23 protein-coding genes and 1 pseudogene are annotated in these 26,448 nt (G+C 66.1%); 7 read left to right on the top strand and 17 right to left on the bottom strand.

Translation table 11 applies throughout. The annotated features are described in order from the left end of the window. Nucleotides 1-555, top strand: a 555-nt coding sequence (locus tag A5790_RS15160; protein ID WP_156656410.1) for an endonuclease domain-containing protein, incomplete at its 5' end; no start/stop codon positions are given. A 17-nt stretch (nucleotides 556-572) separates the two neighbouring features. On the opposite strand, the pseudogene A5790_RS15155 reads toward A5790_RS15160, so the two are convergent. The 3 genes and pseudogenes from A5790_RS15155 to A5790_RS15145 all read right to left on the bottom strand — a co-directional run. Then, nucleotides 573-1,448, bottom strand: a pseudogene (locus tag A5790_RS15155) (3-hydroxybutyryl-CoA dehydrogenase); the annotation flags it as partial. A gap of 84 nt (nucleotides 1,449-1,532) precedes the next feature. Then, nucleotides 1,533-2,819: an isocitrate lyase gene (gene aceA, locus A5790_RS15150; RefSeq protein ID WP_064399719.1), complete on the bottom strand. Its 1,287-nt coding sequence runs from the start codon at nucleotides 2,817-2,819 to the stop codon at nucleotides 1,533-1,535. Nucleotides 2,820-3,087: 268 nt separating this feature from the next. Continuing rightward, nucleotides 3,088-3,864: an acyl-[acyl-carrier-protein] thioesterase gene (locus A5790_RS15145; RefSeq protein WP_066845717.1), complete on the bottom strand. Its 777-nt coding sequence runs from the start codon at nucleotides 3,862-3,864 to the stop codon at nucleotides 3,088-3,090. A gap of 131 nt (nucleotides 3,865-3,995) precedes the next feature. Between A5790_RS15145 and ramB the strand changes: the two genes are divergently transcribed. Both ramB and A5790_RS15135 read left to right on the top strand, forming a co-directional pair. After that, a complete protein-coding gene (gene ramB / locus A5790_RS15140; RefSeq protein ID WP_066845680.1) occupies nucleotides 3,996-5,423 on the top strand; it encodes an acetate metabolism transcriptional regulator RamB in 1,428 nt (475 codons plus the stop codon). A 28-nt stretch (nucleotides 5,424-5,451) separates the two neighbouring features. Further along, entirely contained in the window at nucleotides 5,452-6,003 is a 552-nt protein-coding gene (locus A5790_RS15135) for a carboxymuconolactone decarboxylase family protein (protein ID WP_066845677.1), read from the top strand. Between the two features lie 65 nt (nucleotides 6,004-6,068). Here the strand turns inward: A5790_RS15135 and A5790_RS15130 are convergent, their stop codons facing one another. Genes A5790_RS15130 through A5790_RS15115 form a run of 4 tightly spaced genes read right to left on the bottom strand, consistent with a single transcriptional unit; the run spans nucleotide 6,069 to nucleotide 11,111 of the window. Next, nucleotides 6,069-6,359 (bottom strand): hypothetical protein, encoded by a 291-nt coding sequence (locus A5790_RS15130; protein ID WP_156656408.1) that lies wholly within the window; start codon nucleotides 6,357-6,359, stop codon nucleotides 6,069-6,071. Between the two features lie 19 nt (nucleotides 6,360-6,378). Continuing rightward, nucleotides 6,379-7,773, bottom strand: a complete 1,395-nt coding sequence (lpdA, locus tag A5790_RS15125; RefSeq protein ID WP_066845675.1) for a dihydrolipoyl dehydrogenase — start codon at nucleotides 7,771-7,773, stop codon at nucleotides 6,379-6,381. A gap of 9 nt (nucleotides 7,774-7,782) precedes the next feature. After that, a complete protein-coding gene (locus A5790_RS15120; RefSeq protein WP_066845673.1) occupies nucleotides 7,783-10,695 on the bottom strand; it encodes an RND family transporter in 2,913 nt (970 codons plus the stop codon). Continuing rightward, entirely contained in the window at nucleotides 10,692-11,111 is a 420-nt protein-coding gene (locus A5790_RS15115) for an MmpS family transport accessory protein (protein ID WP_066845667.1), read from the bottom strand. The genes A5790_RS15120 and A5790_RS15115 overlap by 4 nt, the downstream gene beginning before the upstream one ends. Before the next feature lie 192 nt (nucleotides 11,112-11,303). Between A5790_RS15115 and A5790_RS15110 the strand changes: the two genes are divergently transcribed. Further along, complete coding sequence (locus A5790_RS15110; RefSeq protein WP_066845664.1) at nucleotides 11,304-11,981, top strand: TetR/AcrR family transcriptional regulator; 678 nt, start codon at nucleotides 11,304-11,306, stop codon at nucleotides 11,979-11,981. A gap of 6 nt (nucleotides 11,982-11,987) precedes the next feature. Here the strand turns inward: A5790_RS15110 and A5790_RS15105 are convergent, their stop codons facing one another. The 4 genes from A5790_RS15105 to adh are packed head-to-tail and all read right to left on the bottom strand — an operon-like array spanning nucleotide 11,988 to nucleotide 14,911. Next, nucleotides 11,988-12,473: a hypothetical protein gene (locus A5790_RS15105; RefSeq protein ID WP_066845661.1), complete on the bottom strand. Its 486-nt coding sequence runs from the start codon at nucleotides 12,471-12,473 to the stop codon at nucleotides 11,988-11,990. Next, on the bottom strand, nucleotides 12,466-12,744 hold the full coding sequence (locus A5790_RS15100; protein WP_064399728.1) for a putative holin: 279 nt from the start codon (nucleotides 12,742-12,744) through the stop codon (nucleotides 12,466-12,468). Before A5790_RS15100 ends, A5790_RS15105 begins: the two co-directional genes overlap by 8 nt. Before the next feature lie 36 nt (nucleotides 12,745-12,780). Then, on the bottom strand, nucleotides 12,781-13,353 hold the full coding sequence (locus A5790_RS15095; RefSeq protein ID WP_082961733.1) for a DUF779 domain-containing protein: 573 nt from the start codon (nucleotides 13,351-13,353) through the stop codon (nucleotides 12,781-12,783). 34 nt (nucleotides 13,354-13,387) lie between these two features. Further along, a complete protein-coding gene (adh, locus tag A5790_RS15090) occupies nucleotides 13,388-14,911 on the bottom strand; it encodes an aldehyde dehydrogenase (RefSeq protein ID WP_066845658.1) in 1,524 nt (507 codons plus the stop codon). A gap of 169 nt (nucleotides 14,912-15,080) precedes the next feature. Here adh and A5790_RS15085 point away from each other — a divergent pair, with 169 nt between their 5' ends. Then, nucleotides 15,081-16,571: an MFS transporter gene (locus A5790_RS15085; RefSeq protein WP_197696797.1), complete on the top strand. Its 1,491-nt coding sequence runs from the start codon at nucleotides 15,081-15,083 to the stop codon at nucleotides 16,569-16,571. Here A5790_RS15085 and A5790_RS15080 read toward each other — a convergent pair. Further along, nucleotides 16,561-17,436: a phytanoyl-CoA dioxygenase family protein gene (locus A5790_RS15080; protein WP_066845652.1), complete on the bottom strand. Its 876-nt coding sequence runs from the start codon at nucleotides 17,434-17,436 to the stop codon at nucleotides 16,561-16,563. The genes A5790_RS15085 and A5790_RS15080 overlap by 11 nt on opposite strands. Before the next feature lie 236 nt (nucleotides 17,437-17,672). On the opposite strand from A5790_RS15080, the gene A5790_RS15075 reads away from it, so the two are divergent. Beyond that, entirely contained in the window at nucleotides 17,673-19,679 is a 2,007-nt protein-coding gene (locus A5790_RS15075) for a prolyl oligopeptidase family protein (protein WP_066845649.1), read from the top strand. Here A5790_RS15075 and A5790_RS15070 read toward each other — a convergent pair. Together A5790_RS15070 and A5790_RS15065 are read right to left on the bottom strand one after the other, a co-directional pair. Further along, nucleotides 19,672-20,928, bottom strand: a complete 1,257-nt coding sequence (locus tag A5790_RS15070) for a Dyp-type peroxidase (RefSeq protein ID WP_066845646.1) — start codon at nucleotides 20,926-20,928, stop codon at nucleotides 19,672-19,674. The two genes, A5790_RS15075 and A5790_RS15070, sit on opposite strands and share 8 nt — an antisense overlap. Next, complete coding sequence (locus A5790_RS15065; protein WP_066845643.1) at nucleotides 20,925-21,857, bottom strand: EfeM/EfeO family lipoprotein; 933 nt, start codon at nucleotides 21,855-21,857, stop codon at nucleotides 20,925-20,927. The genes A5790_RS15070 and A5790_RS15065 overlap by 4 nt, the downstream gene beginning before the upstream one ends. A gap of 155 nt (nucleotides 21,858-22,012) precedes the next feature. Between A5790_RS15065 and A5790_RS15060 the strand changes: the two genes are divergently transcribed. Then, complete coding sequence (locus A5790_RS15060; protein WP_066845640.1) at nucleotides 22,013-22,927, top strand: crotonase/enoyl-CoA hydratase family protein; 915 nt, start codon at nucleotides 22,013-22,015, stop codon at nucleotides 22,925-22,927. Here A5790_RS15060 and A5790_RS15055 read toward each other — a convergent pair. The 3 genes from A5790_RS15055 to A5790_RS15045 form a co-directional block, all read right to left on the bottom strand. Continuing rightward, nucleotides 22,907-23,899, bottom strand: a complete 993-nt coding sequence (locus A5790_RS15055; protein ID WP_066845636.1) for a DUF2889 domain-containing protein — start codon at nucleotides 23,897-23,899, stop codon at nucleotides 22,907-22,909. The genes A5790_RS15060 and A5790_RS15055 overlap by 21 nt on opposite strands. Before the next feature lie 28 nt (nucleotides 23,900-23,927). Further along, nucleotides 23,928-24,773, bottom strand: coding sequence for a hypothetical protein (locus tag A5790_RS15050; protein WP_066845704.1), 846 nt, complete (start codon nucleotides 24,771-24,773; stop codon nucleotides 23,928-23,930). Between the two features lie 90 nt (nucleotides 24,774-24,863). Continuing rightward, nucleotides 24,864-26,381, bottom strand: a complete 1,518-nt coding sequence (locus A5790_RS15045; protein WP_066845634.1) for an aldehyde dehydrogenase family protein — start codon at nucleotides 26,379-26,381, stop codon at nucleotides 24,864-24,866. Nucleotides 26,382-26,448 lie beyond the last annotated feature (67 nt).

Raw genomic sequence — 26,448 nt, 5'->3', positions numbered from 1 at the left:
CGACGGGAGGCCTTCGCCATCAACGACCTCTACAGCGTGTCGTCACACTTTCTCAACCAACCTGCCTGGGCAGTACACCTAGGTCGGCGCGTGCCGGGGGATCTGGGGATCGTGCGAATCGACGCCCTGCTCAACGCGACCGGGTGCACCGTCGCCGAAGTGCAGGGCATCGCGAACCGCTATCCCGGCGCACGGGGCATCCGTGCACTGCGCGCGACGATGGATCTCGTCGATGGCGGCGCGGAATCGCCGAAAGAGACCGAGCTTCGGCTGCTGCTCGTCCGTGATGGGTTGCCTCGCCCGGCCACGCAGATTCGCGTTGGCAATCGCCGCATCGATATGGGCTGGTGCCAGTGGAAAGTGGGCGTCGAGTACGACGGAGTGCAGCATTGGACCAGTCCGGACATTCACGCCGGAGACATCGAACGGCTGGAGTTCTTGGCCGCGCAAGGCTGGCTGATCGTGCGGGTCAGCGCGCGTCACCTACGGTATCAACGAGCCGAGATAGTGCGCCGGGTATGCGAGGCGCTCAGGAGCCGCGGCTGCCCCGTTTGATGGGCGTGGGCTCGGCGCTAGTAGCTGTAGAAGCCCCGGCCTGACTTCTTGCCGAGCTGCCCCGCCTCGACCATCCGCAGCAGCAGTGGTGGCGGCGCGTAGTGCGGGTCCTTGAGTTCGTCGAACATCGAGTCTGCGATCAGCTTCATGGTGTCCAGACCGATCAGGTCCGAAAGCCGCAGCGGGCCCATCGGATGTGAGAGCCCGGCCACGATTGCCTTGTCGACGTCCTCCACCGTGGCCACGCCCGCCTCCACCATCCGGATCGCCGAGAGCAGGTACGGCACCAGCAGCGCATTGACGACGAACCCGGAGCGGTCGCTGCACCGCACCACCTGCTTACCGAGCACCTCGCTCGCGAACTGCTCGGTCCGCTGCAGCGCCTCCTCGGAGGTCACCAGCGTGTTGACGAGCTCCACCAGTGGCAGCACCGGTACTGGGTTGAAGAAGTGCAGCCCCAGTACCCGGCTCGGATTCTTCGTTGCCGCAGCGATTTTCATGATTGGGATGCTCGACGTGTTCGACGCCAGGACCGCGTCGGGATCGGTGACGACGGCGTCGAGGTCGGCGAAGACCTTGGCCTTGACGGCTTCGTCCTCGATGATCGCCTCGATCACGAGTTGACGGTCGGCCAGGTCGGCTAACTCGGTGGTGTAGGACAACCGCGCCAGCGTCGCATCGCGGTCGGCCTCCGAGAGCTTGCCCTTGCTCGCGGCCCGCTCCAACGAGCCGGTGATCCGCTTGCGCCCGGCCTCGACGAGTTCCTCGGACGGCTCGTAGACGACGACGCTGGCGCCGGCTTTCGCGGCCACCTCCGCGATGCCGCTGCCCATCTGTCCGGCGCCGACCACACCGACTCGTTCAATGCTCACTTGCGTCCTCTCCATAACATCAGGCCCCGCCCAATATAAGGACGGGGCCTGATGACAAGCCGTTGGGCCTCGTGAGCCTACTGGGCCTGGTCTAGGGGGCCTGACTTAGTGGAACTGACCCTCTTCGGTCGAACCCTTCAGCGCGGTCGTCGAGCTGTTCGGGTCCACCGTCGTGGCGATCCGGTCGAAGTAGCCGGCGCCGACCTCGCGCTGATGCTTGGTCGCGGTGTAACCCCGCTCCTCGGCGGCGAATTCGCGCTCCTGCAGTTCGACGTATGCCGACATCTGGTTGCGGGCGTAGCCGTAAGCCAGGTCGAACATCGAGTAGTTCAGCGCGTGGAAGCCGGCCAGCGTGATGAACTGGAACTTGAAGCCCATCGCGCCCAGCTCCTTCTGGAACTTCGCGATCGTCGCGTCGTCGAGGTGCTTCTTCCAGTTGAACGACGGCGAGCAGTTGTAGGCCAGCATCTGGTCCGGGAACTCGGCCTGCACGCCCTCGGCGAACTTCTTGGCCAGCTCGAGGTCCGGGGTGCCGGTCTCCATCCAGATCAGATCGGCGTACGGCGCGTAGGCCTTGGCGCGCGCGATGCACGGCTCGATGCCGTTCTTGACGGTGTAAAAGCCTTCCTTGGTCCGCTCACCGGTGATGAACGGCTGATCGCGCTCGTCGACGTCGGAGGTGATCAAGGTGGCCGCCTCGGCGTCGGTGCGGGCGATGACCACGGTCGGGACGTCGGCGACGTCGGCCGCCAGGCGGGCCGAGGTCAGGGTGCGGATGTGCTGCTGGGTCGGGATCAGCACCTTGCCACCGAGGTGACCGCACTTCTTCTCCGATGCCAGCTGATCCTCCCAGTGTGAACCCGCGACACCGGCGGCGATCATCGCCTTCTGCAGCTCGTAGACGTTCAACGCACCGCCGAAGCCCGCCTCGCCGTCGGCGACGATCGGCACCAGCCAGTTCTCGACCGAGGTGTCGCCCTCGACCTTGGCGATCTCGTCGGCGCGAAGCAGCGCGTTGTTGATCCGGCGCACGACCTGCGGCACCGAGTTGGCCGGGTACAGGCTCTGGTCGGGGTAGGTGTGACCGGACAGGTTCGCGTCACCGGCGACCTGCCACCCGGACAGGTAGATGGCCTTCAGCCCGGCACGCACCTGCTGGACGGCCATGTTGCCGGTCAGCGCGCCGAGCGCGTTGACGAACTCCATGTCATGCAGCTGGTTCCACAGGATCTCCGCCCCACGCTTGGCCAGCGTGGACTCCTCGACGACGGTGCCCTGCAGCGCAACGACGTCCTCGGCCGAGTAGTCGCGGGTGACGTTCTTCCAGCGGGGATTGGTGTCCCAGTCGCGCTGAATTTCTTCGGCACTCTTCGGCTTGCCAACGGTTGACATGGCGCTCCTTCGATCTGTTCACTATCGCCGCGGCGCCGCCGGAGTAGCCCGGCTTGTTAACGCCCGCACGGTTTAGCAGTTTCGCTACCACGAGGATGCCTCAGGCCATTAGCGCAGGTCCAGCCGTTTCGAGTGCCAACTTTCGCCAACCACTTCCTCAGATTTGCGAATCTTGCGAAGAAGCAGGTGCGCTTGACCGGTTCAGAAGTTACCGATGAGTAGGCGATTTCCGCAGGTCAGTACGCACGTACTGTTAAACCGATCATGATCAGAGGTTGAAGATCGCTGCGACGGCCTTGGCCTCGTCGCCGACCGCATATGTGAGCGTTGTAACAGTGCGGTCCGTCAGCTCCGGACCGAATTTGTCCGTCGAACCCGGCGGATAGGTGTGGCTGAGAATCTCCATCTTGTCGCCAAGGGCGACCGCGGCGTCGTGTTCGATCGTCACCCGCAGCGGGTACCGCGCCAGCTCCGGGTGGTGGTGCAGGTGGTCCTCGATCACCGACCAGTACACCGCGTTGTTCATGTGATCGAAGATGTCGATGTCGCTGACCCGCGTCGGGAACTCGCGGATGTCGTCGGCGTCCTCGCGGCTGCCCGCCGACAGGTACTCCTTCCACCGCAGCCGGTTGACGTCGGTCGTACGCCGCAATCCCTCGAGGAAGTCGTCGGATATGCGCGCGGGTCCCTGCGTCTCGCGATTGATGTTGATCCAGAACGCCTCGGATTCGATCAGGCCGCCCTTTCTGCCGTCGATTCGCACCCGCATCTCGCACCATCGGTTCGACGTTCCCGAACACCAACGACGCAGCCGCAGAATGTCCTGGAACTCGATCGGGCGGATCATGTCGATCATCGTGCGGCGCACGATCCACAGCGGATGGGTCTCCTGGAACCCCAGTTCGCGCAACTGGTCGGAGCCGATGTCTTGAATGTGGCGCGTCGCGGCGTCGAATTTGAGCCGGCCTTCGCGGTCCACGTCGGCCACCCGGAGCGGCCACTCGATGTCGAAGACGTCGGGGTGCGGATCAGGGACCGGCATCATGGCCTTGGCCAGGCCCTGGGCCGGGCCCGTTCCCGATCCCTGCTTCTCGTTCACAACCGCCGATATTGCCACAGCGGCGGATCTGCCAACAATGCGAAGAGCACCTTCGCACCGTTGCTACGCTGGCTGACGTGGCGAAAACGTTTGTCGGCTCGCGGGTTCGGCAACTTCGCAGCGAGCGTGGCTTCAGCCAGGCGGCGCTTGCCCAGATGCTCGACATCTCGCCGAGCTACCTCAACCAGATCGAGCACGACGTCCGGCCGCTGACCTTGGCCGTCCTGCTGCGCATCACCGAGGTGTTCGGCGTCGACGCCACCTTCTTCGCCTCCGAGGACGACACCCGTCTGGTCGCGGAGCTACGCGAGGTCACCCTCGACCGCGACCTCGATATCGACGTCGACCTGGCCGAGATCGCGGACATGGTCGCTGCGCACCCCAACCTCGCCCGCGCGATGGTCAACCTCCACCGCCGCTACCAGCTGACCACCACCAGACTGGCGGCGGCCACCGAGGACAGGTTCGCCGCAGGCGGCGGCTTCAGTTCCGGCTCGGGTGCGATCACCATGCCCCACGAGGAGGTGCGCGACTACTTCTACCAACGACAGAATTATCTGCACGAACTCGACACCGCGGCCGAAGACCTCACCATCCGCATGCCGATGCACCGCTCGGAGCTCGCCCGCCAATTGTCGGACCGACTGACGATGGTGCACGGCGTGCGCATCGTCCACCGCATGGACCTCGGCGAATCGGTGCTGCACCGCTACAGCCCCGAGACGAAGACACTCGAGCTCAACAACCACCTCTCATCCGGGCAGACCGTGTTCAAGATGGCCGTCGAACTGGCGTATCTGGAATTCGGCGACCTCATCGACAAGCTCGTCGACGAGGGCAAGTTCACCAGCGACGAGTCGACGCGGCTGGCGCGACTGGGTCTGGCCAACTACTTCGCCGCCGCAATGGTGTTGCCGTACGCGCAGTTTCACGATGTCGCGGAGAACTTCCGCTACGACGTCGAGCGGCTTTCGGCGTTCTACTCGGTCAGCTACGAGACGATCGCCCACCGGCTGTCGACCCTGCAGCGGCCGTCGATGCGCGGCGTGCCGCTGTCCTTCGTCCGCGTCGACCGCGCGGGCAATATGTCAAAACGCCAGTCCGCCACCGGTTTCCACTTCTCCTCCAGCGGCGGTACCTGCCCGTTGTGGAACGTCTACGAGACATTCGCCAACCCCGGCAAGATCGGAGTGCAGGTCGCGCAGATGCCCGACGGGCGCAACTACCTGTGGGTGGCCCGCACCGTCGAACGGCGTGCGCAGCGCTACGGCCAGCCGGGTAAGACGTTCGCCATCGGCCTGGGCTGCGAGCTGCGCCACGCCCATCGGCTGGTGTATTCGGAGGGGCTCGACCTGTCCGGGGAGGTGTCGACGCCGATCGGCGCCGGTTGCCGGGTCTGCGAACGCGACAACTGCCCGCAGCGGGCCTTCCCCGCCCTCGGCCGTGCGCTCGACATCGACGAGCACCGCAGCACGGTCTCGCCCTATCTGGTACGTCGACCTTGATTCGGCGACCACACGTAGACTCGCTGTGATGAGCGCACCCGAGTCGGCACGTATCGCGCCCGGTGGATTCAAGGAACTCGGCCCGCTGAACTGGGCCATCGCCAAGCTCGGCGCCCGCGCTATCCGGGCGCCCCGCTTCAGCCTCTTCAATGTGCTTGGCCAACACCGGCTTCTGTTCCTGGCGTGGCTGCCATACAGCGGTGTGCTGCTCGGCATGCTGAGCAAGCTGTCGGTGCAGGACGCCGAAACCGTCATCCTGCGCGTCGGACATCTCCGCGACTGCGAATACGAACTGCAGCAGCACCGCCGCTTGGCCCGCACCCGGGGCCTCGGCCCGGACGTCCAGAAGAAGATCTTCGAGGGTCCCGACGCCGAAGGACTGACCGACCGCCAGCACGCGTTGATCACCGCGACCGACGAGTTCGTCGTGACCCGCGGCGTCTCACCCGAGACCTGGGCCGTGTTGGCCAGGCACCTGACCAAACCGCAGTTGATCGAGTTCTGCATGCTGGCCGCCCAGTACGACGGTCTGGCGGCCACGATCACCACTTTGAAAGTGCCGCTGGACTTCCCGGACTAGCGCTCGTTTGTGAATCCGACGACGCTCATCGGCCCGTCAGCGTCGGCAGCTTCACAAACGGCGTGCTAGAGGTACGTGATACCGAGGACGATCAGCGACAGCAGCACCGGCGAGACCGGCAGCGCGCACAGGAACGCCGCCCACACCTCGCTTCTGCGCTGATACGCCCGCCAGCCCAGCCAGCCGACCGCACCGCCCACGACAAACGACACTGCGGCCACCACCAGCACCCAGGTGCTGACGTCGGAGCTCGAGGTGGCGAAGGAGATCCCGGCCAGCCAGAGGATATGGCCGATCACCAAGCCGCCGATGCCGGCGACCCACAGTGCCCTCGCCGTGCTGGTTGTCTGAACCACGCTGCTGTGTGGCCCCGGCTCAGAAGTTGATCATGTGGCCGAGCAGGCCATGGAAGCATTCCTGCAGGGCCTCGGACATGGTCGGGTGCGTGTGGACGTTGCGCGCCAGTTCGGTGGCGGTGAGGTCCCACTTCTGGGCCAGCGTCAGCTCAGGCAGAAGCTCGGAGACGTCGTGGCCGATCAGGTGGCCGCCGATCAACTCGCCGTACTTGCCGTCGGCGATCAGCTTGACGAAGCCGCTGGGGTCCCCTGCACCGTGCGCCTTGGCGTTGGCGGTGAACGGGAACTTGGCGACCTTGACGTCGTAACCCTCTTCGCGGGCCTGCTCCTCGGTGAGCCCGAAGCTGGCCACCTGCGGCTGGCAGAACGTCGCGCGCGGCAGCATCCGGTAATCGCCGAGCGGCAGAGTCTCTGCGCCTGCGATGGTTTCGGCGGCGATGACGCCCTGCGCCTCGGCCACATGCGCCAACTGCAGCTTGCCCGTCACGTCGCCGATCGCGTAGATGTGCGGCACGCTGGTGCGCATGTAGTCGTCGATGTCGATCGCCTTGCGCTCGGTGATCCCGACGCCCGTGTTGTCGAGTCCGTAACCCTCGAGGTTGGGCGCGAAACCGATTGCTTGCAGCACCTTTTCGGCTTTGATGTCCTCGGACTTGCCGTCCTTGCTGACGGACACGGTGACGTCGTCGCCGCTGTCTTTGATCGATTCGACCTTGGTGCCGGTCAGCACCTTGACGCCGAGCTTCTTGAACTGCTTCTCGATCTCCTTGGAGACGTCGGCGTCCTCGTTGGGCAGCGCGCGGGGCAGGAACTCGACGATCGTGACGTCGACGCCGTAGTTCTTCATCACGTAGCCGAACTCCATGCCGATGGCACCGGCGCCGGCGATCACGATCGAGGACGGCAGCTCGCGCGTCATGATGAGTTCTTCGTAGGTGACCACGTTTTCGGACAGCGACGTGTCGGGCACCAGGCGGGTGCTGCTGCCGGTGGCGATGATGATGTTGTCGAACTCGACGGTCTCGGTGCCGCCATCGTTGAGGTCGACCTCGAGCGTGTGCTCGTCTTTGAACTTGCCGTAGCCGTGGATCTCGGTGATCTTGTTCTTCTTCATCAAGTAATGCACGCCGGCGACGCGGCCGTCGGCGATCTTGCGGCTGCGGTCGAAGGCGACGCCGTAGTCGAACGTCGCCTCGCCGTTGATGCCGAACTGCTTGGCTTCCTTGGTGAAGATGTGCGCGAGCTCCGCATTACGCAGCAACGCTTTGGACGGGATGCACCCGACGTTGAGGCACACGCCGCCCCAGTACTTGGGTTCGACGATGGCGGTGTTCAGTCCGAGCTGTGCGGCACGGATGGCCGCGACGTACCCGCCGGGGCCTGCTCCGAGAACGACGACGTCATAGTGGGTCACGCCCCCACACTAATGGGCATCGGCGAACGGTCCGCCATGTCCCGCGGGATCGCGTTGGATCGGCTGGGGCCACGGCGCCGGGCGCGGACGCTGGCGCACCTGCAGCGGCCACCAGAACCACCGTCCGAGCAGAGTGGCCACCGACGGCGTCATCAATCCCCTGATCACGAACGTGTCGAACATCAGGCCCAGCGCGATCGTCGTGCCGACCTGGCCGATGACGATCAGGTCGCTGACCGCCATCGTCGCCATCGTGAACGCGAACACCAACCCGGCGGCGGTGACGACGGGGCCGCTGCCTGCCATGGCGCGAATGGTGCCGGTGCGCAGTCCGGCGTGGACTTCCTCCTTCATCCGCGACACCAGCAGCAGGTTGTAGTCCGCGCCGACGGCCACCAGCACGATGATCGCCATCGGCAGGACCATCCAGTGCAGGGGGATGCCGATGATGTGCTGCCACAGCACCACCGACATCCCGAACGCCGTGCCCAGACTCAGCGCCACGGTTCCGACGATGACCAGAGCGGCGACCAGGGCCCTGGTGATCACCATCATGATGACGAGGATCAACAGGAGCGCCGCTGTGACCGCGATCAGCAGGTCGTAATCGGCACCCTGCTGCATGTCGTCGAACATCGCCGCGGCACCGCCGACGTAGACCCAGGAGCCTTCCAGCGGTGTGCCCTTGATCGCGGCGGCCGCGGCCTTCTTCAGCGGTTCGATCCGCGAAATGCCTTCCTCGGTCAGCGGATCGCCCTGGTGGATGATGGTGAACCGGACCGCGTGCCCGTCCGGCGACATCATCAGGTCCATGCCGCGGATGAAGTCGGCGTTCGTGAACGCTTCGGGCGGAACGTAGAAGGAGTCGTCGTTGAGGGCTTCGTCGAACGCCTCCCCCATCGCCGCGCTGTCTTCCTGCTGCTCCATGGTCTGGTCCTGCTGCGCCTTCTGAACTTGATATTGGTTCAACATCATCTGGCGCTGGTTTTTCATCGACTGGATCATCCCCGGCATCACCGCGGTCATCTCCAGCGTCAGGTCGGCCATCCGGTTGATGTCGGGAACCATCGCCTGGAAGTCGTCGGACATGGTCGAGATGCCGTCGAGGCTGTTGAAGATGGAACGCAGCGACCAGCAGACCGGGATGTTGAAACAGTGTGGCTCCCAGTAGAAGTAGTTGCGCACGGGGCGGAAGAAGTCATCGAAGTTGGCGATGTTGTCGCGCACTTCCTGCACAGTCAGCGACGTGTCGGTCATCTTGTCGGCCATACTTCGCGACACCACGGACAGTTCGCGGGTGATCGAGTTCATCTTCTCCATCGACTCGATGGTGTGGGCCATCTCGTCGGCCTGGGCCATGATGTTGTCGATGACGCCCTGCTGGTAGTCGTTGGACATGAGCTGGCCGACGCCTTGCTGGCCGATCATGTAGGGGATCGTCGTGTGTTCGATCGGCTTGCCGTCGGGCCGGGTGATCGCCTGCACCTGGGCGATTCCCTCGACATCCGCAAGGGCTTTCGCGATCTTGTCGATCATCAGGAACCCTGCCGGGTTGCGCAGGTCGCGGTCGGTCTCGACCATCAGCACGTCCGGGTTCATCCGGGCCTCGGAGAAGTGGCGGGTCGCCGCCGCGTACCCGACGTTGGCTGAGATGTCGTCGGGCAGATACAGCCGGTCGTTGTAGCTCGTGTGGTAACTGGGCAGCGCGAGCAAGCCGACCAGGCACGCCGCGACGGCCACCACCACGAACGCACCGGGCCAGCGGACGGTCGAGGTGCCGATCCGACGCCACGCCCGGGTCGATGACTTGGCTTTGGGTTCGAGCACGCGGCCGAAGCGGCTGACCACCGAGATCAACGCGGGGCCGAATGTCAAGGCCACCACGATGCCGAACACCATCGCCGCGGCCATCGGATAGCCCATGCTCTGGAAGTAGGGCAGCCGGGTGAAGTTCAGGCAGAAGGTGGCGCCCGCGATGGTCAACCCGGACGCCGCCACGACGTGGGCGGTCCCCTGAAACATCGTGTAGTACGCCGATTCTCGGTCCTCACCGGATCGGCGGGCCTCCTGGTAGCGGCCGACCAGAAAGATCCCGTAGTCGACGGCGGTGGCGATGGTCAGGGTGACCACCAGGTTGGTGGCGAAGGTGGTCAGACCAAACACGTTGTGGTAACCCAGAAATGAGATCAACCCGCGGTTGCCGAGCAATCCCATCGCGAGCATGCTGAGCAGCACCAGCGTCGTGGCGATGGACCGGTAGATCACCAACAGCATGACGACGATGACGCCGAAGGTGAGCATCTCGATCGTCCGCATGCTCTTGTCGCCGACGGCGTTCTGGTCTGTCGTCGTCGCTGCTGCGCCGGTGACGTAGACCTCGACACCAGGAGGCGTCGGGTGTTTGGCGACGATGTCCCGCACGGCGTGCACCGACTCGTTGGCCAACCTCTCGCCCTGGTCGCCGGCGATGTATACCTGGGTGTAAGCGGCCTTGCCGTCGACGCTCTGCGCGCCCGCGGCGGTGAACGAGTCAGACCACAGGTCCTGCACATACTGCACGTGTGCGGTGTCGGCGCGCAGGTCGCGCACCATCTGTTCGTAGAACTCGAGCGCCTCGACACCCAGCTTCTTCTCGCCCTCGAGCACGACCATGACCGAGCTGCTGGTGTCGTATTCCTCGAACGTGGTGCCGACGCGTTTCATCGCGATCATCGACGGCGCATCCTGCGGGCTCATCGACACCGCGCGCTGCTTGCCGACCACTTCGAGCTGCGGCACCGCGGTATTGAGGAAGCCGATGATGACGACCCAGCCCACGATGATCGGCAGGGCGAACAGGCGGATCAACCGCGGAAGCCAGGGACGCTTCGGCGCGGCGATCGGGTTGGGGTTCGTCGGCGCGTCGTCGACCGGTGCGCTCATGCGGATTTCACCAGACAGAACGTCTGGGCGTTCACACCCTGAGCCGTCTTCTCATCCTTGAGTTCGTCGTCCACGGTGATGCGGCAGCCGATGGACTGGCCGTCGGTCTGGGCGATGATGTTCGGCGCTACCGACGGCGCCGTGGTCTCCAACGTCAGCGACCACGGCAGGCTCACGGTTCCGGCGCGCACCGGCTTTCCGTCGAGATCCAGATAGTTGACCACGGCGGTTCCCGTACCGAAGACCTCATAGGTGACGACCTTCGGGATGAACTTCTCCGCGGTGTCGGCACCGATCGGGGTCTTCAGGGCGGGTTCGGCACCGAAGATGCCCCGGAAATGCGACACCGCGAGAACGCCCGCCGTCGCGGCGATCAGGATCATTACGGGAAGCCAGACGCGCGTCACCAGCTTCATGACCGGCGCTTCCCCGGGTCGGCATCAGCGCGCCCGAGCAGTGCGGGAAATGGATCGACGGGAGTCAATATGCGGACCTTCCGGCGTTGTGACCACCCCGGGCTCAAGGGGCGCAGTGCTAGTCAGCCAAGCTAACGAACGAAGCGGACAAGGTCAATCCGCTTTCCTGTGGACCGCATTACACTCGGCCGGATGGATGTGGGTGAGACGGAGTCGCCGCGGCTGGGGTGTCGCCCCCTGCGCAGAGATGCCGAACGCAACCGCACACGCGTTCTGCAAGCGGCCCGTGAATTGTTCGCATCAAAAGGTTTGGAGCCCAACCTCAATGACGTCGCCCGGTACGCAGGGGTGGGAGTGGGAACGGTTTATCGGCGGTTCGCGACCAAAGACGAACTGCTCGAGGCGATCTTCGTCGACGGCCTGGATCAGATGACCGCGTTGGCTGAAACCGCGCTGGAGCACGACGATCCGTGGGAGGGCTTCGTGTGGTTCGTCGAGCATCTGTGCGCGATGACCGCTACCGACCGGGGCTTGCGGGAAATCGCGTTCAGCAAAGCCTACGGCGGTGACCGCGTGGTGGCGGCACAGGAACGTCTTCACCCGGTGGCCGTGCAAGTCGTCAAGCGAGCGCAGAACGACGGCCGTCTGCGCTCGGACATCTCACACACCGACCTGCCTCTGCTCAGCCTGCTCGCCGGAATGGTCAGCGAGTTCGCCGGACACGTCGACACCGATCTGTGGCGTCGCTACGTCGGGATCCTGTTGGACGGTATGCGTTCTGGCGACGACAACGAACCGTTGCCGGTGCGCGCGTTGGACGATCAGGGCCTCGACGCGGCCATGCGGACATGGGAACCTACCGGCCGCTGAAACAACTCAGTAGGGGATCACGCCTGCGAAACACCGGGTGGCCCACTCGCAGAAGTAAAGACCGTGCAGTACCGCTGCCCCCGCGACCGCTCCGAACGGCGCCGACATCAGCGCGAGCGCGAGCGCGGACACCACGGGCCTGTCGGGCACCATCGCGAGAAGTAGACCGGCCACCGTCGCCGTGACCACGAAGACCAGCGCGACGAAGACCGGGGCCGTCTTGTCCATCGAGTGGTACCACCAGTGGTACAGACCCCATCCCGCCAACGCGGCGAGCGCCCAGACGCCCGCGACGACGAGCACGAACATCCAGCGCTTGAGGTAGGGGTGGTTGCCGGGAACCACGACGGGCTGTGCCGGGATCGGTACCGGCTGCGACGGGTGCTCGGCGACGGCCGTTGTTCCCATCACCGCCTGGAACTCACCGGTGGTAAATGTCGGGGTGTACGGCTCCGTCGGGTCGCCGGGCAGCGTTTCGGTTGTCTCAGGCACCGTGCACCGCCTGGATCGCGACCAGCACCCCGAACCACCCGGGCGCGACGCCGAGCAGGAAGGCGCCTGCGGTCGTCACCCACCGCCGACCCGACACCAGGATCGCCAGCATGCCGAGCGCGGCGGGTACGCCGACGACGAGCGCCACGACGACGTCGGGCCGGATGGGCGCGTCGATCACCAGCGTGGCGGCGACCCCCAGGATCAGCCCCACTGCCGTACCGACCAGCAACGCGCTGGTCAGCACCCATGCACGGGGAAGCGGTATCACGGTTGAAAGGCTACGCGGACCATGGCTTAGCCCCGCTCACCCGCCCGGCGCGTCAGGTATCGGACAGGCATCGATTGGGTCACCGACGATATGCGTTTCCGGCGGTGGCGGTCGGACGCCCCGTTCGAAATCCGCTCCGGTCACAGGCGGTGTGGCGGCCAATGCCTGCATCTCTGCCCCGGTGAACGCCCGGCCACGGCTCAAGAACCGCACCCCTTCGGGGGCTTCGACGCTGAACCCTCCGCCGCGGCCCGGGACGACGTCGATCACGAGTTGGGTGTGCTTCCACGCCTCGAACTGCGAGCCCGAGATCCACACCGGTACCCCGTCGCCGACGTCGAGCACCGCGAGCAGCACGTCGCGATCGCCCACGATGAACTCCCCGTCGGGGTAGCACATCGGCGACGACCCGTCACAGCAGCCGCCGGACTGGTGAAACATCAGCGCGCCATGCTTGTCCTGCAGTCGGGTCAGCAGATCGGCGGCCGCGGCGGTGATCAGCGCCCGCGGCGGCGCCGGCCCTTCTTCTTGTTGCGCCGAACGTGGGTTACCCGCACGCGAAAGTCCGGTTTGGTGTGCGGGTAACCCACGTTCGCGCCGGTCGGGCATCGTCAGAATCCTCGCCTCCTCGCGCAAGCGCTCGTCAGAAGAACCCCTGCGCTTTGTTGCTGTAGGACACCAGCAGATTCTTGGTCTGCTGGTAGTGGTCGAGCATCATCCTGTGGTTCTCGCGACCGATGCCGGACTGCTTGTATCCGCCGAACGCGGCATGCGCCGGGTAGGCGTGGTAGCAGTTCGTCCACACCCGACCCGCCTTGATGTCGCGGCCGGCGCGATAGGCGGTGTTGCCGTCGCGACTCCACACGCCGGCGCCCAACCCGTACAGCGTGTCGTTGGCGATGGCGATCGCGTCGTCGTAATCGGTGAACGAGGTGACCGCGACGACGGGCCCGAAGATCTCCTCCTGGAAGATCCGCATCTTGTTGTTGCCCTCGAAGATCGTCGGCTGCACGTAGTAGCCGCCGGACAGGTCGCCGCCGAGGTCGGCGCGCTCACCGCCGGTGACGACGCGGGCGCCTTCGTCTTTACCGATCGCGATGTAGGACAACACCTTTTCGAGCTGGTCGTTGGAGGCCTGCGATCCGATCATCGTCTCGGTGTCCAGCGGATCGCCCTGTCGCACGGCCTTGGTGCGGATCGCGGCCAACTCCAGGAACTCGTCGTAGATGTCGGCCTGGATCAGGCTGCGCGACGGGCACGTGCACACCTCGCCCTGGTTGAGGGCGAACATCGTGAACCCTTCGAGCGCCTTGTCCTGGTAATCGTCGGCGGCGGCCATCACGTCGGAGAAGAAGATGTTGGGGCTCTTGCCGCCGAGCTCGAGCGTGACGGGGATCAGGTTCTGGGACGCGTACTGCATGATCAGCCGACCGGTGGTGGTCTCGCCGGTGAACGCGATCTTGGCGATGCGGTTGCTCGACGCCAGCGGTTTGCCCGCCTCGAAACCGAACCCGTTGACCACGTTGAGCACACCGGCGGGCAACAGGTCGCCGATCAGGCTCATCAGATACAGGATCGAGGCCGGCGTCTGCTCGGCCGGTTTGAGCACCACGGCGTTCCCGGCGGCCAACGCCGGGGCCAGCTTCCACGTCGCCATCAGGATCGGGAAGTTCCACGGGATGATCTGCCCGACGACGCCGAGTGGCTCGTGGAAGTGATAGGCGACGGTGTCGTCGTCGATCTGGGACAGCGACCCCTCCTGCGCCCGGATGGCTCCGGCGAAGTAGCGGAAGTGGTCGACGGCCAGTGGGAGGTCGGCGTTGAGCGTCTCGCGAATGGGCTTGCCGTTGTCCCACGACTCCGCGAGCGCCAGTGACTCGAGGTTGGCCTCGATACGGTCGGCGATCTTGTTGAGGATGACGGCGCGCTCCCCCGCGGCGGTCCTACCCCATGCGGTGGCCGCGCCGTGTGCGGAGTCCAGCGCTGCCTCGATATCGGTTTCGTTGGATCGCGGCACCTCGCAGAACGGCTGGCCCGTCACCGGCGTCGGGTTCTCGAAGTACTCCCCGGAGGCCGGCGGCACCCATTCTCCGCCGATGAAGTTGCCGTAGCGCGACTCGAACGACATCAGGGCGTCGGCGGCACCCGGGCGGGCGTAAACGGTCATCGTGTCCTCCTCTTTGAGACATCTGACGAGACCTGTGACGGCCGGTCGCCATCGGCGAAGGCGACGGGTCGATGGCGGTCGGTCTATCGCATCATGGCCGATTGTGCTCGCGATCACATCGGTGCGCCAGCGTGCCCCTACTGTGCCTCGCGACCTCCACAATGGTCGCGTGCATCCGTCACCGACGGCCGGACACCGCGCGCCCGGTTCGCGGCCCTCGACAAGTTACGGGTTCGTGTTGCTGGCGGTGACGTTGGCGATCAGCGACTTCACGATCGCCGACGCCGTCATCCCGTCACTGGTACGGGATCTCGGTTTGTCCGTGGCCGATCTGGGCCTGGCGTTCACGGCATACTTCGCCGCAGCGGCGGCATTCATGGTCCTGTTCGGCAGGCTCGGTGACGTCCTCGGACGCCGCTTCGTGCTGCTCGTCTCCACCGCCCTGTTCATCGCGGGAAGCGTGCTCAGCGGCATCGCCTGGGATCTGCCCTCCTTTTTCGCCGGCCGCGTGCTGTCCGGGTTGGCGTTGGCGGCGACTCTGCCGAACGGTCTCGGCGTGCTCAACACGCTGTTCGCGCAACGTGGGCCGCAGCGTGAGCGCGCCTTCGGCTTGTGGGCGGCGGCGATCGGGCTGGCGGCGGTGATAGGACCTCTTGTCGGGGGCGCGGCGGCGGCCACCGCGATCAGTTGGCGCTGGGCCTTTTTCGGGTCGGCGCTACTTGGCGTGCTGGCCGCGGTGGGCATCGCCACGACCTTGGCCGAGAACCCCCGCAAGCGTCTCGCCGACATCGACGTCTGGGGTGCGCTCCTGTTGGCGGCAAGTGCGGGCAGCCTTGCCCTGGCCGTGGACCTCGGAGGCGGCGGCTACGACGACCAAGTGCGCACGGCCGTCGGCCTTTTCGGTGTCACCATCGCGGCCGTCGCCGCTTTCGCCGCGGTGCAGCGCAGGCGGATCCGTCGGCGACGAGAAACCATCGCCCCGCCACACCTCTTTCGGTACCGGACTTTTCGGTTGGCCACATTCAGCTCCGCGTTCATGTCCATCGGCGACACCGGATTCCAACTGGCCCTCCCGCTGGTCCTGGGGTTCGTCCTCGGCGTGGGCCAATTGGGGGTCGGCGTCGTGCTGGCCTGCTACGGCGCGGGCGCGGTGCTCAGCGGCCCGGCGGCGGCTGCCCTTGCTCGCCGACTCGACGACCGCACGGTGGCCCGATACGCCCTTGCGGCACTGCCGCTGCTGCTGCTCGGCCTGATCGCCCTGCTCTCCTGGAAGACACCGCTGGCCGCTGTGGGAGCGGTGCTGGTCGCCTACGGCGTGGCCTGGGGTGTCGCCTACGCGCGACTGGTGAACATATCCTATTACGAAGTGCCGGAACAGGACTCAGCGGTTGCCGGTGGCGTTCAGAGTGCGCTGCGGCTTCTGGCCGGTGCCCTCGGTGCCGGGATTCTCACGGCAGTCTTCAGCGGTGTAGCCGGCCGGTCGGCGCTGGACGCGGCGGTGCCGTCGCATTCGCGACTGACGCCCTCGGCCGATATATCCGCGCTCGCGACGGCACTCTCGACAGGGGCGCAGGCGACCATCGCGGTCGCCGCCGCCATCACGGCCGTCGCGCTGATCATCGTATTGCGGCTGCCCGAACAGCCGACCGTCAGATCGTGAGCGGCCGCTCCAAGCGGTCGCGGACCGAGTCGAGGAACGGATGCTCTTCGGAACCCAGGTAGTCGGCGGGCGGGCGCCAATCGATCCGGCCCATCTTTCCCGCGAACAAGCCGTAGCCGATCAGTTCGCGGAGTCGTGGGTCCAGCCGTCGCACCAACTCGCGGGGAATGCTGAGCTGCTGGTTGATCTGTTGGCGCAGGAACCCCGCGCAGTAGTTGACGGTGAGGGCGGGACGCGGCTTGTTCGTCCGGTTGGCGCCGGCCGTATGCCACAGGCTGCCGTTCCACACCAGCGCGTCACCTGCGGCCATCTCCACCGGGGTGCTCGGTGGGTAGGGTTCCGACGGCATCGCTGCCAGCCGGTGGGTGCCCGGCACAACGCGGGTTGCGCCGTTCTCGTCGGTGAAGTCGCAGAGCGCGATCAACGCGTTGCAGAGCAGCGGTTGGTGTGGCCGCGGAATCGGATACATCTCGTCGTCGCAATGCAAGCGTTGCTCGACCGCCCCCGGCAGCTGGTTGCTCGTCATGAACCAGGACAGCAGACAGTCCCGACCGAGCACCCCCTCGATGATCGGCAACAACCGTGGGTTGGTCGGGAGCGCCTCGTATCGGGCACCGTGTAGCAGCAGGTTGTCGATCCGCACCCAGTCGTGATCGGCGCCGTTGAGCGCCTTCTGTCCCGGGCGGGGAAAACCTTTGACGACGGTGTTCGAGTTGGCGATCACCGTCGGCAGTTCACGCTCGAGCCGACGCGTATCGCTCAGGTAGCCGTCGATCGCCTCGTGGTCGAGGACTCCCTTGACGACGGTGTAGCCGAGTTCTTCGATCTCACCGACGCGCCGAGCCGTCGATGAGTCGTCAGTCATCAGGACGGCAGCAGGTCGATTTCCTGCTGAACCTCTTCTTCTCGAACCTCGTCGGTGTCGACGATCTGTGGGTCAGCCATGACGATCTCCTTCACTAGGACAAAAAGATGACCAGGTCATGATCACTCACCATGGGCGCTCGCGCGGGGCATTCCGGCAGAAAATTGACTCTTCCGCAAAGGCGTAGCTCCCAGTACGGCACACCGGCTGAGCCGGTCGGGCACCGGACCGCGACAATGGGTCGCGTGGATGAGGACCCGTATCTGTGGCTCGAGGACATCACCGGTGATGTTGCGTTGGACTGGGTGCGCAAGCACAACGAACCGACGATCACGCGCTTCGGCGGTGAGAGGTTCGAGCAGATGCGGCGAGAGGCGCTGGAGGTACTCGACACCGACGCCCGTATCCCCTACGTCCGCAGGCGGGGCGATCACCTGTACAACTTCTGGCGCGACGCGGACCACCCGCGGGGTCTGTGGCGGCGCACGACGCTGGACAGCTACCGCAGCGAGCAGCCGGAGTGGGACGTACTGATCGATGTCGACGCGCTCGCCGACCAAGACGACGAGAACTGGGTGTGGGCCGGCGCCGACGTGCTCGAACCGGACTTCTCCCTCGCGCTCGTCGAACTGTCCCGCGGCGGTGCCGACGCCACCATCGTTCGCGAATTCGACATGGCCACACGGCAGTTCGTCGCGGACGGTTTCGCGCTTCCCGAGGCCAAATCAAGCGTCACCTGGCAGGACCGCGACACCGTGCTGGTCGGCACCGACTTCGGCGCGGGTTCGTTGACCGACTCCGGCTATCCCCGGATCGTGAAGCGCTGGCGGCGCGGGCAACCGCTCGCCGAGGCGCAGACCCTGTTCGAGGGTGAGATCGCCGACGTCAGCGTGGGATGCGGCTATGACGCGACGCCGGGATTCGAACGGTTGCTGATCACGCGGGCCTTCGACTTCTTCAACCGCGAGCGTTACGAGTTGCGCGGCGAAACGCTGATACCCATCGACGTGCCCACCGACGCCGGGATCTCCGTGCACCGCGAGTGGCTGTTGATCCGGCCGCGCACGGATTGGACGGTGGGCTCGACGACGTATCGCGCCGGTTCCCTGCTTGCCGCGAAATACCTCGAATATCTAGACGGCGCACGGGATCTACATGTGGTGTTCGAACCCGACGAGCACTCCAGCCTCGACGACTACGCGTGGACGCGTGACCGACTGATCCTCGTCACGCTCGTCGATGTGATCAGCCACGTCGAGGTCGTGACACCGGGAGCATGGCGGCGAGCCGAGATTCCGGGAATCCCGCCGAACACCAACACGGTATTGGTCGACGCCGACGAATACGGTGACGAGATCTTCGTCGACTCCAGCGGTTTCGACACCCCGTCGCGGCTGTTATGGGGCGTGGCCGGTGGCACCGTCGCGGAGGTCAAACGCGCGCCGTCGTTCTTCGACGCCGCCGACCTTCAAATCGAACAGTTCTTCGTGGCCTCCGACGACGGCACCATGATCCCGTATTTCGTTGTAAGGCACCGCCACATCCAGGCGCCGGGCCCCACATTGTTGGGCGGATACGGCGGCTTCGAGGTGGCCAACACGCCAAGCTACGCCGGCGTGTTGGGCCGGTTGTGGTTGAGCCGCGGCGGCACGTATGTGTTGGCGAACATCCGCGGTGGAGGGGAGTACGGGCCGACGTGGCACACGCAGGCGATGCGTGAGAACCGGCATCTCGTCTACGAGGACTTCGCCGCCGTGGCACGCGATTTGGTGGCGCGCGGTATCACCACCGTCGAGCAGCTCGGTGCGCAGGGCGGAAGCAACGGCGGCCTGTTGATGGGCGTGATGCTGACGCGGTACCCGGAACTGTTCGGCGCGTTGGTGTGCAGTGTGCCGCTACTGGACATGCGACGGTTCCACCTGCTGCTCGCGGGGGCCTCCTGGATGGCCGAGTACGGGGACCCCGACGATCCCGACGATTGGGAGTTCATCTCGAAATACTCCCCGTATCAGAATATTTCGGCAGACCGCCGGTATCCGCCCGTGCTGGTCACCACGTCGACGCGCGACGACCGCGTGCATCCGGGCCACGCCCGAAAGATGACCGCGGCCCTGGAGGATGCGGGCCATCCTGTCCACTACTACGAGAACATCGAGGGCGGTCACGCGGGCGCGGCCGACAACGCCCAGACCGCATTCCGCTCGGCGCTGATCTTCGAGTTTCTGTGGTCGATGCTCAGCTGAACAGCTGATCGCCGAGGTACCGGTTGGGACCGGTGACGCCCGGCAGGATAAAGAAGAAGCCGCCGCCGACCGGGAGGATGTACTCCTCGAGCGGTTCCCCGGCGAGGCGGCGCTGCACCGTCAGGAACCCCTTCTCCAGGCTGCGCTGATACGCGATGAAGGCCAGACCCTGGTCCAGGCGGCCCGCGCCGTCGAAACCCCGGGAGTAGTTGAAGCCCCTCCGCAGGATCAGGTTCTCGTCCGTCTCCGGCGTGCGCGGGTTGGCCAACCGGATGTGGGCCGTGAGCGGAATTCGCTTGCCGTCGGGGTCTTCCGGGTAATCGGGGTCGGTGAACTCACCACTGAGCCCGAGCGGTGCACCGCTGACCTTGCTGCGTCCGATCAGCGCTTCCTGCTCGACGAGTTGGGTGCGGTCCCAGAACTCGACGAACATGCGGATGATGCGGATCGCCTGGTAGGAGCCGCCGACCGCCCACTCCGGTTCGCCGTCCTGCGGGCCGACCCAGACGTGGCGGTCCATGACGGCGCCGTCGTCGACATCGAGATTGGACGTCCCATCCTTGAAGCCCAACAGGTTTCGCGGAGTCGCCGCCTCCGACGCCTGCCCGGCGCCGATGCCCCTGGCGTATCCGTCGATCATCCACCGCATCACCAGATCGCTGCGCGTGCGGCGCATCAGCTGGCGCAGCGCGAAGATGACCGTGTCGTTGTGCCCGGCCTCGATCACGATCGACAGATCACCGTGCGACAGTTTGGGATCCAGCCGGTCGTTGGCCAGAAACGGCATCGTGACCAGTTCCTTGGGCTTGCGATCGGCCAGCCCGAACCGGTCGTCGAACAACGAGGCGCCCACACCGACCACCACCGACAGGTTGTCCGCTGGCGGCTGCTCGCCGAGGATGCCCGAGTCGACGGGCGGGTATTCCGGGTCGCGAACCTCGGGCGGCTTGCCCGCCATCAGTCCGCGGATCTCTTCGGTGAGTTCCTGGAGGGCCCGCTTGAGGCCGTCGCGATCCTTCGACAGCACGTTGAACGAGGCGATCAATCCCTGTTCGGGGATGGGCAGCGCGGTGATGCCGGTCTGGTGGGCGCCCTCGAACGGGACGAGCGCCCCCGCGGACGCAGGAGGCGGAGAGGCTTCATCCTTCGAGCATCCGGCGAGGGCGGCACCGGCGCCCACCGCGGCACCCGTGCCCAGCGCGCCGGTGATGAAGCCCCGGCGCGACAGACCCGAGCCGCCTTCGCTCACTTCAGTTTCAGCACTCCCGACACCTGCGACAGGTTCTCCGACAGCCCGGCGAGTTCGGCCTTGAGCTTGTCGATGACGTCCGGTGTCACGGTGACCTCGGGACAGCGCGGCGACGGGTAGGGGTCGTTCTCGGTGCAGAACAACACCCAGCCGTCACCGCGGCGCAACGGCCGCATCGTGTCGAACACCGAGTTGAGCCCCGCTTCGATCTTGCCCAGCAAGGCCGGATCGGCTTGTACCAGAGCAGCACTCAACGTGTTCACGGCGTCGCGCGAGCCCTGGAGGTTCGCGTCGAAGTCCCAGAGGTCGGTCTTGGAGTAGCGGTCCTCCTCGCCGGTGATCTTGCCCTCGGACACCTCTTCGATGAGCTCCGCCGCGCCGTTGGACACGTCGATCGGCTTCACCTCCACCGCCGGGAACTGTGCCTTCAGGTCGGCGACGTCCTTGTCGAGTTGGTCGGCGAATGGTGCCCCGCCCTCGGTGGTGTTCTTCTCGAACAGCAGGTATTCCAGGCGGTGCCAGCCGGTGAACTTCGGGTCGTCAACGCCCGCGAAGTCGTCCACGCGGGCGTCGATCTTGACGTCGATCTCCTCGACCAGGCCGGCGATCGGCTCGATGCGTTCCCACGGCTGGCGGGACGGCGCATAGGCGTCCTGGGCGGCCTTGAGATCTCCGGCGCGCACCGCATCGGTGAAGACCTTGACCACGCGCTGAAGTTCGTCGATGTTGCTCTGCGCGTACGCCTTATAGTCGGCGGCCGCCTTGTCGAGTACCGCGAGATCGACTGCGGGAGCGGCGCCCGTCGTCTCGCTCGCGGTTCCAGTGGCCGACGTCGTCTCGCTGCCGGAAGACGAGCTCTCATTCGAGCATCCGGACAGGATCAGGCCGACGACGGCGATGGGAGTTGCCCAGGCAAGACACCGGTTCATTAGCACCTCGAAGTTAGGAGAGGCTGAACATAGCACCTCTACCTGGCCAGAGGGGAGGCACGCGTGAATCGGGGTTGCGAGGCGGGTGCACCATCAAGCGCGAACCGCCTCGGCGCGAGAATCGGCGCGAGCGCCCTCTCTGTCAAACTTGGGCCATGACGCCGCGAGAATCCGGGCCGCAGTTCGAGACCTTGCTTTATACCGCCGAGCCACCCGTCGCCACCATCACCCTGAACCGCCCCGACCACCTCAACACCATCGTCCCGCCGATGCCCGACGAGATCGAGACGGCCATCGGTGTGGCCGAGCGTGATCCCGCCGTCAAGGTGATCGTGCTGCGTGGCGCCGGCCGCGCATTCTCCGGCGGGTACGACTTCGGCGGCGGCTTCGCGCACTGGGGCGATGCGATGAACACCGACGGCCGTTGGGACCCGGGCAAGGACTTCGCCATGGTCAGCGCACGCGAAACCGGTCCCACGCAGAAGTTCATGGCGATCTGGCGGGCGTCCAAGCCGGTGATCGCCCAGGTGCACGGCTGGTGTGTGGGCGGCGCGAGCGACTACGCGCTGTGCGCCGACATCGTGATCGCAAGCGACGACGCGGTGATCGGCACTCCTTACGCCCGCATGTGGGGCGCCTACCTCACCGGCATGTGGCTGTACCGGCTGAGCCTGGCGAAGGTGAAGTGGCACTCGTTGACCGGTGAGCCGCTGACCGGAAAGGAAGCCGCTGCAGTCGAACTCATCAACGAGTCGGTGCCGTTCGAGAACCTCGAGGCCCGCGTCAAAGAGGTCGCACGCAAGCTGGCCGCGATTCCGCTGTCGCAGCTTCAAGCGCAGAAGCTGATTGTCAACCAGGCTTACGAGAACATGGGCCTGGCCTCCACCCAGACCCTCGGCGGCATCCTCGACGGGCTGATGCGCAATACCCCCGATGCCCTGGCCTTCATCGAAACCGCTGCCGCGCAGGGGGTTCGGGCCGCTGTCGAACAGCGCGACGGTCCATGGGGCGACTACAGCCAGGCGCCGCCGGAGAAGCGCCCCGACCCGTCACACGTCATCGAGCCCTGAACGCAGCTCGAAGAGCGCGTCGAGATCGGCGATCGCACGCAGCGTGTCGTTGAGATGGGTGCACGTGCTGGTGCCGACGAACTCTCGCCGGACGCGGTCGCGAACCTCGGCGAGTCTCATCCCCTGCACACGTTGCGCGCTTCCGATGGCGCCCGGGCATTCCTGCCACGGCAGCACACGCACGTCCGCGTTGATCGTGGTGATCGTCCGCGTCGCGACGTCGACTGTGCCGGCGAGCGTGTACTCGTGCACGATCGTCTCGACCCCGTCGCCGTCGACATGGGAGTCGCGGAAGTGCGCGTCGAAGCGTGACGCACCCTGCTCCGACGGGTGCAGGTCGAGTCGCCGCAACCGCCGCATGCCGTGTGCACCAAGGGTTTCGACGGCGTGCACGCCGTCGATGTCGATCGAAGGTGCCTGCGGTCCGTGCACCGAGGGGATGGTGCCGAGGCGTCGCGCGTATCCCACGAGCGACGCCTCAGGTGCGAAACCCGCGCATATACCGGCCATGCGATCGGCGGTGCCGGGCGGCAACTTCTCCTCGGCACCGGCGATGATCGTCGCGTGCTGCAGCGCGTAACCGGAGACCAGCGCCGCACCGACCCAGTCGTCGAGCAGCAGGTGCAGCAGGGTCGAGCCACGGACCTCCGAGGGCAGCAGTTCACCGACCGTGTTGCGGAAGCCGGGACCTACCCGCTTACCGACGAGGCGACCGAGCCGGTCGTCGCCCGGGACCGCCTCGATCGTCTCGATGGCCCGGTCGACCAGGTGGGCGCGCACGGCGATCTCGTCGAGCACATCCACCGCACCGCGCCGGACGACGACGTCACGCGCCCTCAGGTCGACATCGGAATCGGCGGCGCCATCGGGATGGGTGTCGATGGTGCTGGTCCGCCGCAGTGCGCCCGCCACCAGGGGTGGCCACGTCTCGACGGGTCGCTGCGGGCCCACGATGTCGGTGACGAACGGCATGGCTTGACGGTAGCAATACCGAGGTCGGCTAAACGTCGCGTCGCCGTAACCCGCCGAGCATCGCCACGAGCACGCCGAACAGCACCAGCACTCCGCCTGCGGCCAGTGTGAGGTTCAGCCAGTGGTGCAGGCTGTCCTCGGCGTGGGCCACCAGCACGTCGGCGACCACTCGCAGGTCCCCCGACAGCCGGTTCAACGCGTCGTTGACGGAGCGGCGCGCCACCTCGAGGCCCGCCCACCCGGCCGCGCCGACGATGAGCGCGGAAACACCAAGGGCGGCAAGGGCTCTGCCGCGACTGCGGGCCGCAGCAAGCGTCAACAGGGCGAACACCGCGGTGAGGATGCTCGCGCCGATGCTGACCCACGGCCCCCACGTCGACACCCGTTTGAGTTGACCGGGCCGCCAGGTGTCGGTGATCGATACGGAGACCGGCAGCGACTCCGGGGTGGCGACGCCGACGTTACCCAGCGTCCTGCGGAACGACTCGTCGGCGAGCATCGGGCCGAGGTCGAGAATCCACTCGTCGGTGCCCTCGACCTGCTGGGCCGCGTCGGTGAACATCCAGCGGTGACCGACGGTATTGGCCAGGGCGAACTGTTCGGGGAACGTCGGGTTCGCGGTGTAGGCCGAGGCCACCCCGCTGATGACCGTGCTGTCGACGTCGTAGCCGTTGTCGCCCATGTACGACGCGACTTCGGTGGCCAGCACCCCCGCCATCGCCTTCTGCAGTTGCGGGTCCTCGGCGGCCGACTCCGCCAGCGCGGCGTATCCGCCCTCGTCGACCACGTTGCGCTGCGCCCACATGGTGGGGACGGCGACGGCCAGCAGCACCGTCGTGACGACCCACAAGAAGACCGTCACCACCACGCGCACGCGCATCCTCCTACCCGAAACCGCGGTTTCTGACACGAACCGCGAGCAACCGCCTCAGAAGCTAGTCTCGACGCGGCGGCGAGGAGGCCGCTACTTGGCGGCCCGCTTCGGGGTGATCAGCGCCAGCTTCGTCATCAACGTGTTCATCCGCTTCAGCGCCTTGGGCGAGTTGTTGTAGTAGTTGCCGCCGGCGCCGACGTTGGTGCGCGGCGCGACCACCACTTCCTGGCGGCAGTACTTGCGCAAGCCGTCCGCCCCGCCGAACCGTGCACCCAGCCCCGAGGTCTTCCAGCCGCCCATCGGAGCGGTCGTGCACATCAAGTTCGAAATCACGTCGTTGATGTTGACCGCACCGCAATCCAGTTCGACCGCAACGTCGTTGGCCCGATCGATGTCCTTGGAGAACACCGCGGCACTCAACCCGTACGGGCTGTCGTTGGCCAGCCGGATCGCCTCGTCCACACTGGCGACCTTCATGATCGGCAGCGTCGGCCCGAACGTCTCCTCCGTCATGCAGAGCATCGAGTGGTCGACTTCGACGAGGACCGTGGGCGGGTAGAAGTTGCCCTCGCTTTCGGGGCGCTTACCGCCGGTCAACGCCCGCGCGCCCTTGGCGAGCGCGTCCTCGACGTGGCGGGCGGTGACGGCCACCTGCGTCTCGTCGATCAGCGAGCCGAAGTCGAAGCCGTCGCCCGCACCCATCTTCAGCTTCTCGACGTCGCGCACCACCGCGTCGACGAACTTGTCGTAAACGGATTCGAGCACGTAGACCCGCTCCACCGACACGCACGTCTGCCCGGCGTTGAAGAACGCACCCCACACCGCGGCGTGCGCGGCGAGGTCGATGTCGGCGTCCTCGAGCACGATCATCGGGTCCTTACCGCCGAGCTCGAGGCTGACCGGGGTGAGCCGGCGAGCGGCGCGCTCCATGACCTTCGCACCCGTCGCGCTGGAGCCGGTGAACTGGATGAAGTCGGCGTTGTCGATGACGGCCTCGGATACCTCGCGGGCGCCCTGGGCCAGCGCCAGCACCTCCGGTGCACCCGAGTCCAGCCAGCCGCGCAGCAGCAGCTCGGCCGTCAGCGGCGTGCGCTCCGACGGCTTGAGCAGCACCGCGCAGCCCGCCGCCAGTGCACCGATGGCGTCCATCAGCGCGTTGGCCACCGGGTAGTTCCACGGCGCGATGATGCCGACGACGGGACGGGGCCGGTAGTGCACCTCGATCTTCTTGATGGACAGGAACGGCAGCGGCGCAGGACGCTTCTCGGGCGCCAGCGCCTTCTCCATGGTCTTGATGTAGTACGACGCGATCATGATCAGCAGCGGCACTTCCTGCGCTGCGTCGACGGCCGACTTGCCGGTCTCCTTGACCAGCAGCGACTCGATCTCCTCGCGGTGGTCGCCGAGCCAGACGGCGTAGCGGGCCAGCACCTTGGCCCGGGCCTTGGCGCCGCGGGCCTCCCACTGGCGCTGGGCCTGGCGCAGGCCGGCCGCGATGCGCGGCACGTCGGCGGGGTCGGTCCATCGCACGGTGCCCGCGACGGCTCCGGTCGCGGGATTGCGGATGGTGCTGGTATCGGGCAGCTCAACGTCGGACGTCGCAGTCATGTCCCCATGCTAGCGGTCGCATGTGATCTAGATCGCAGCAGGGTTGACAGGTGTCAAGTTCGCAAGC

Source organism: Mycobacterium sp. 852002-51152_SCH6134967 (genome assembly GCF_001667105.1).
In the GTDB taxonomy this organism is placed as follows: Bacteria; Actinomycetota; Actinomycetes; order Mycobacteriales; family Mycobacteriaceae; genus Mycobacterium; species Mycobacterium neumannii_A.
Note: the sequence above shows the minus strand (reverse complement) of the source record. Positions and strands in the feature narration are given on the sequence as shown.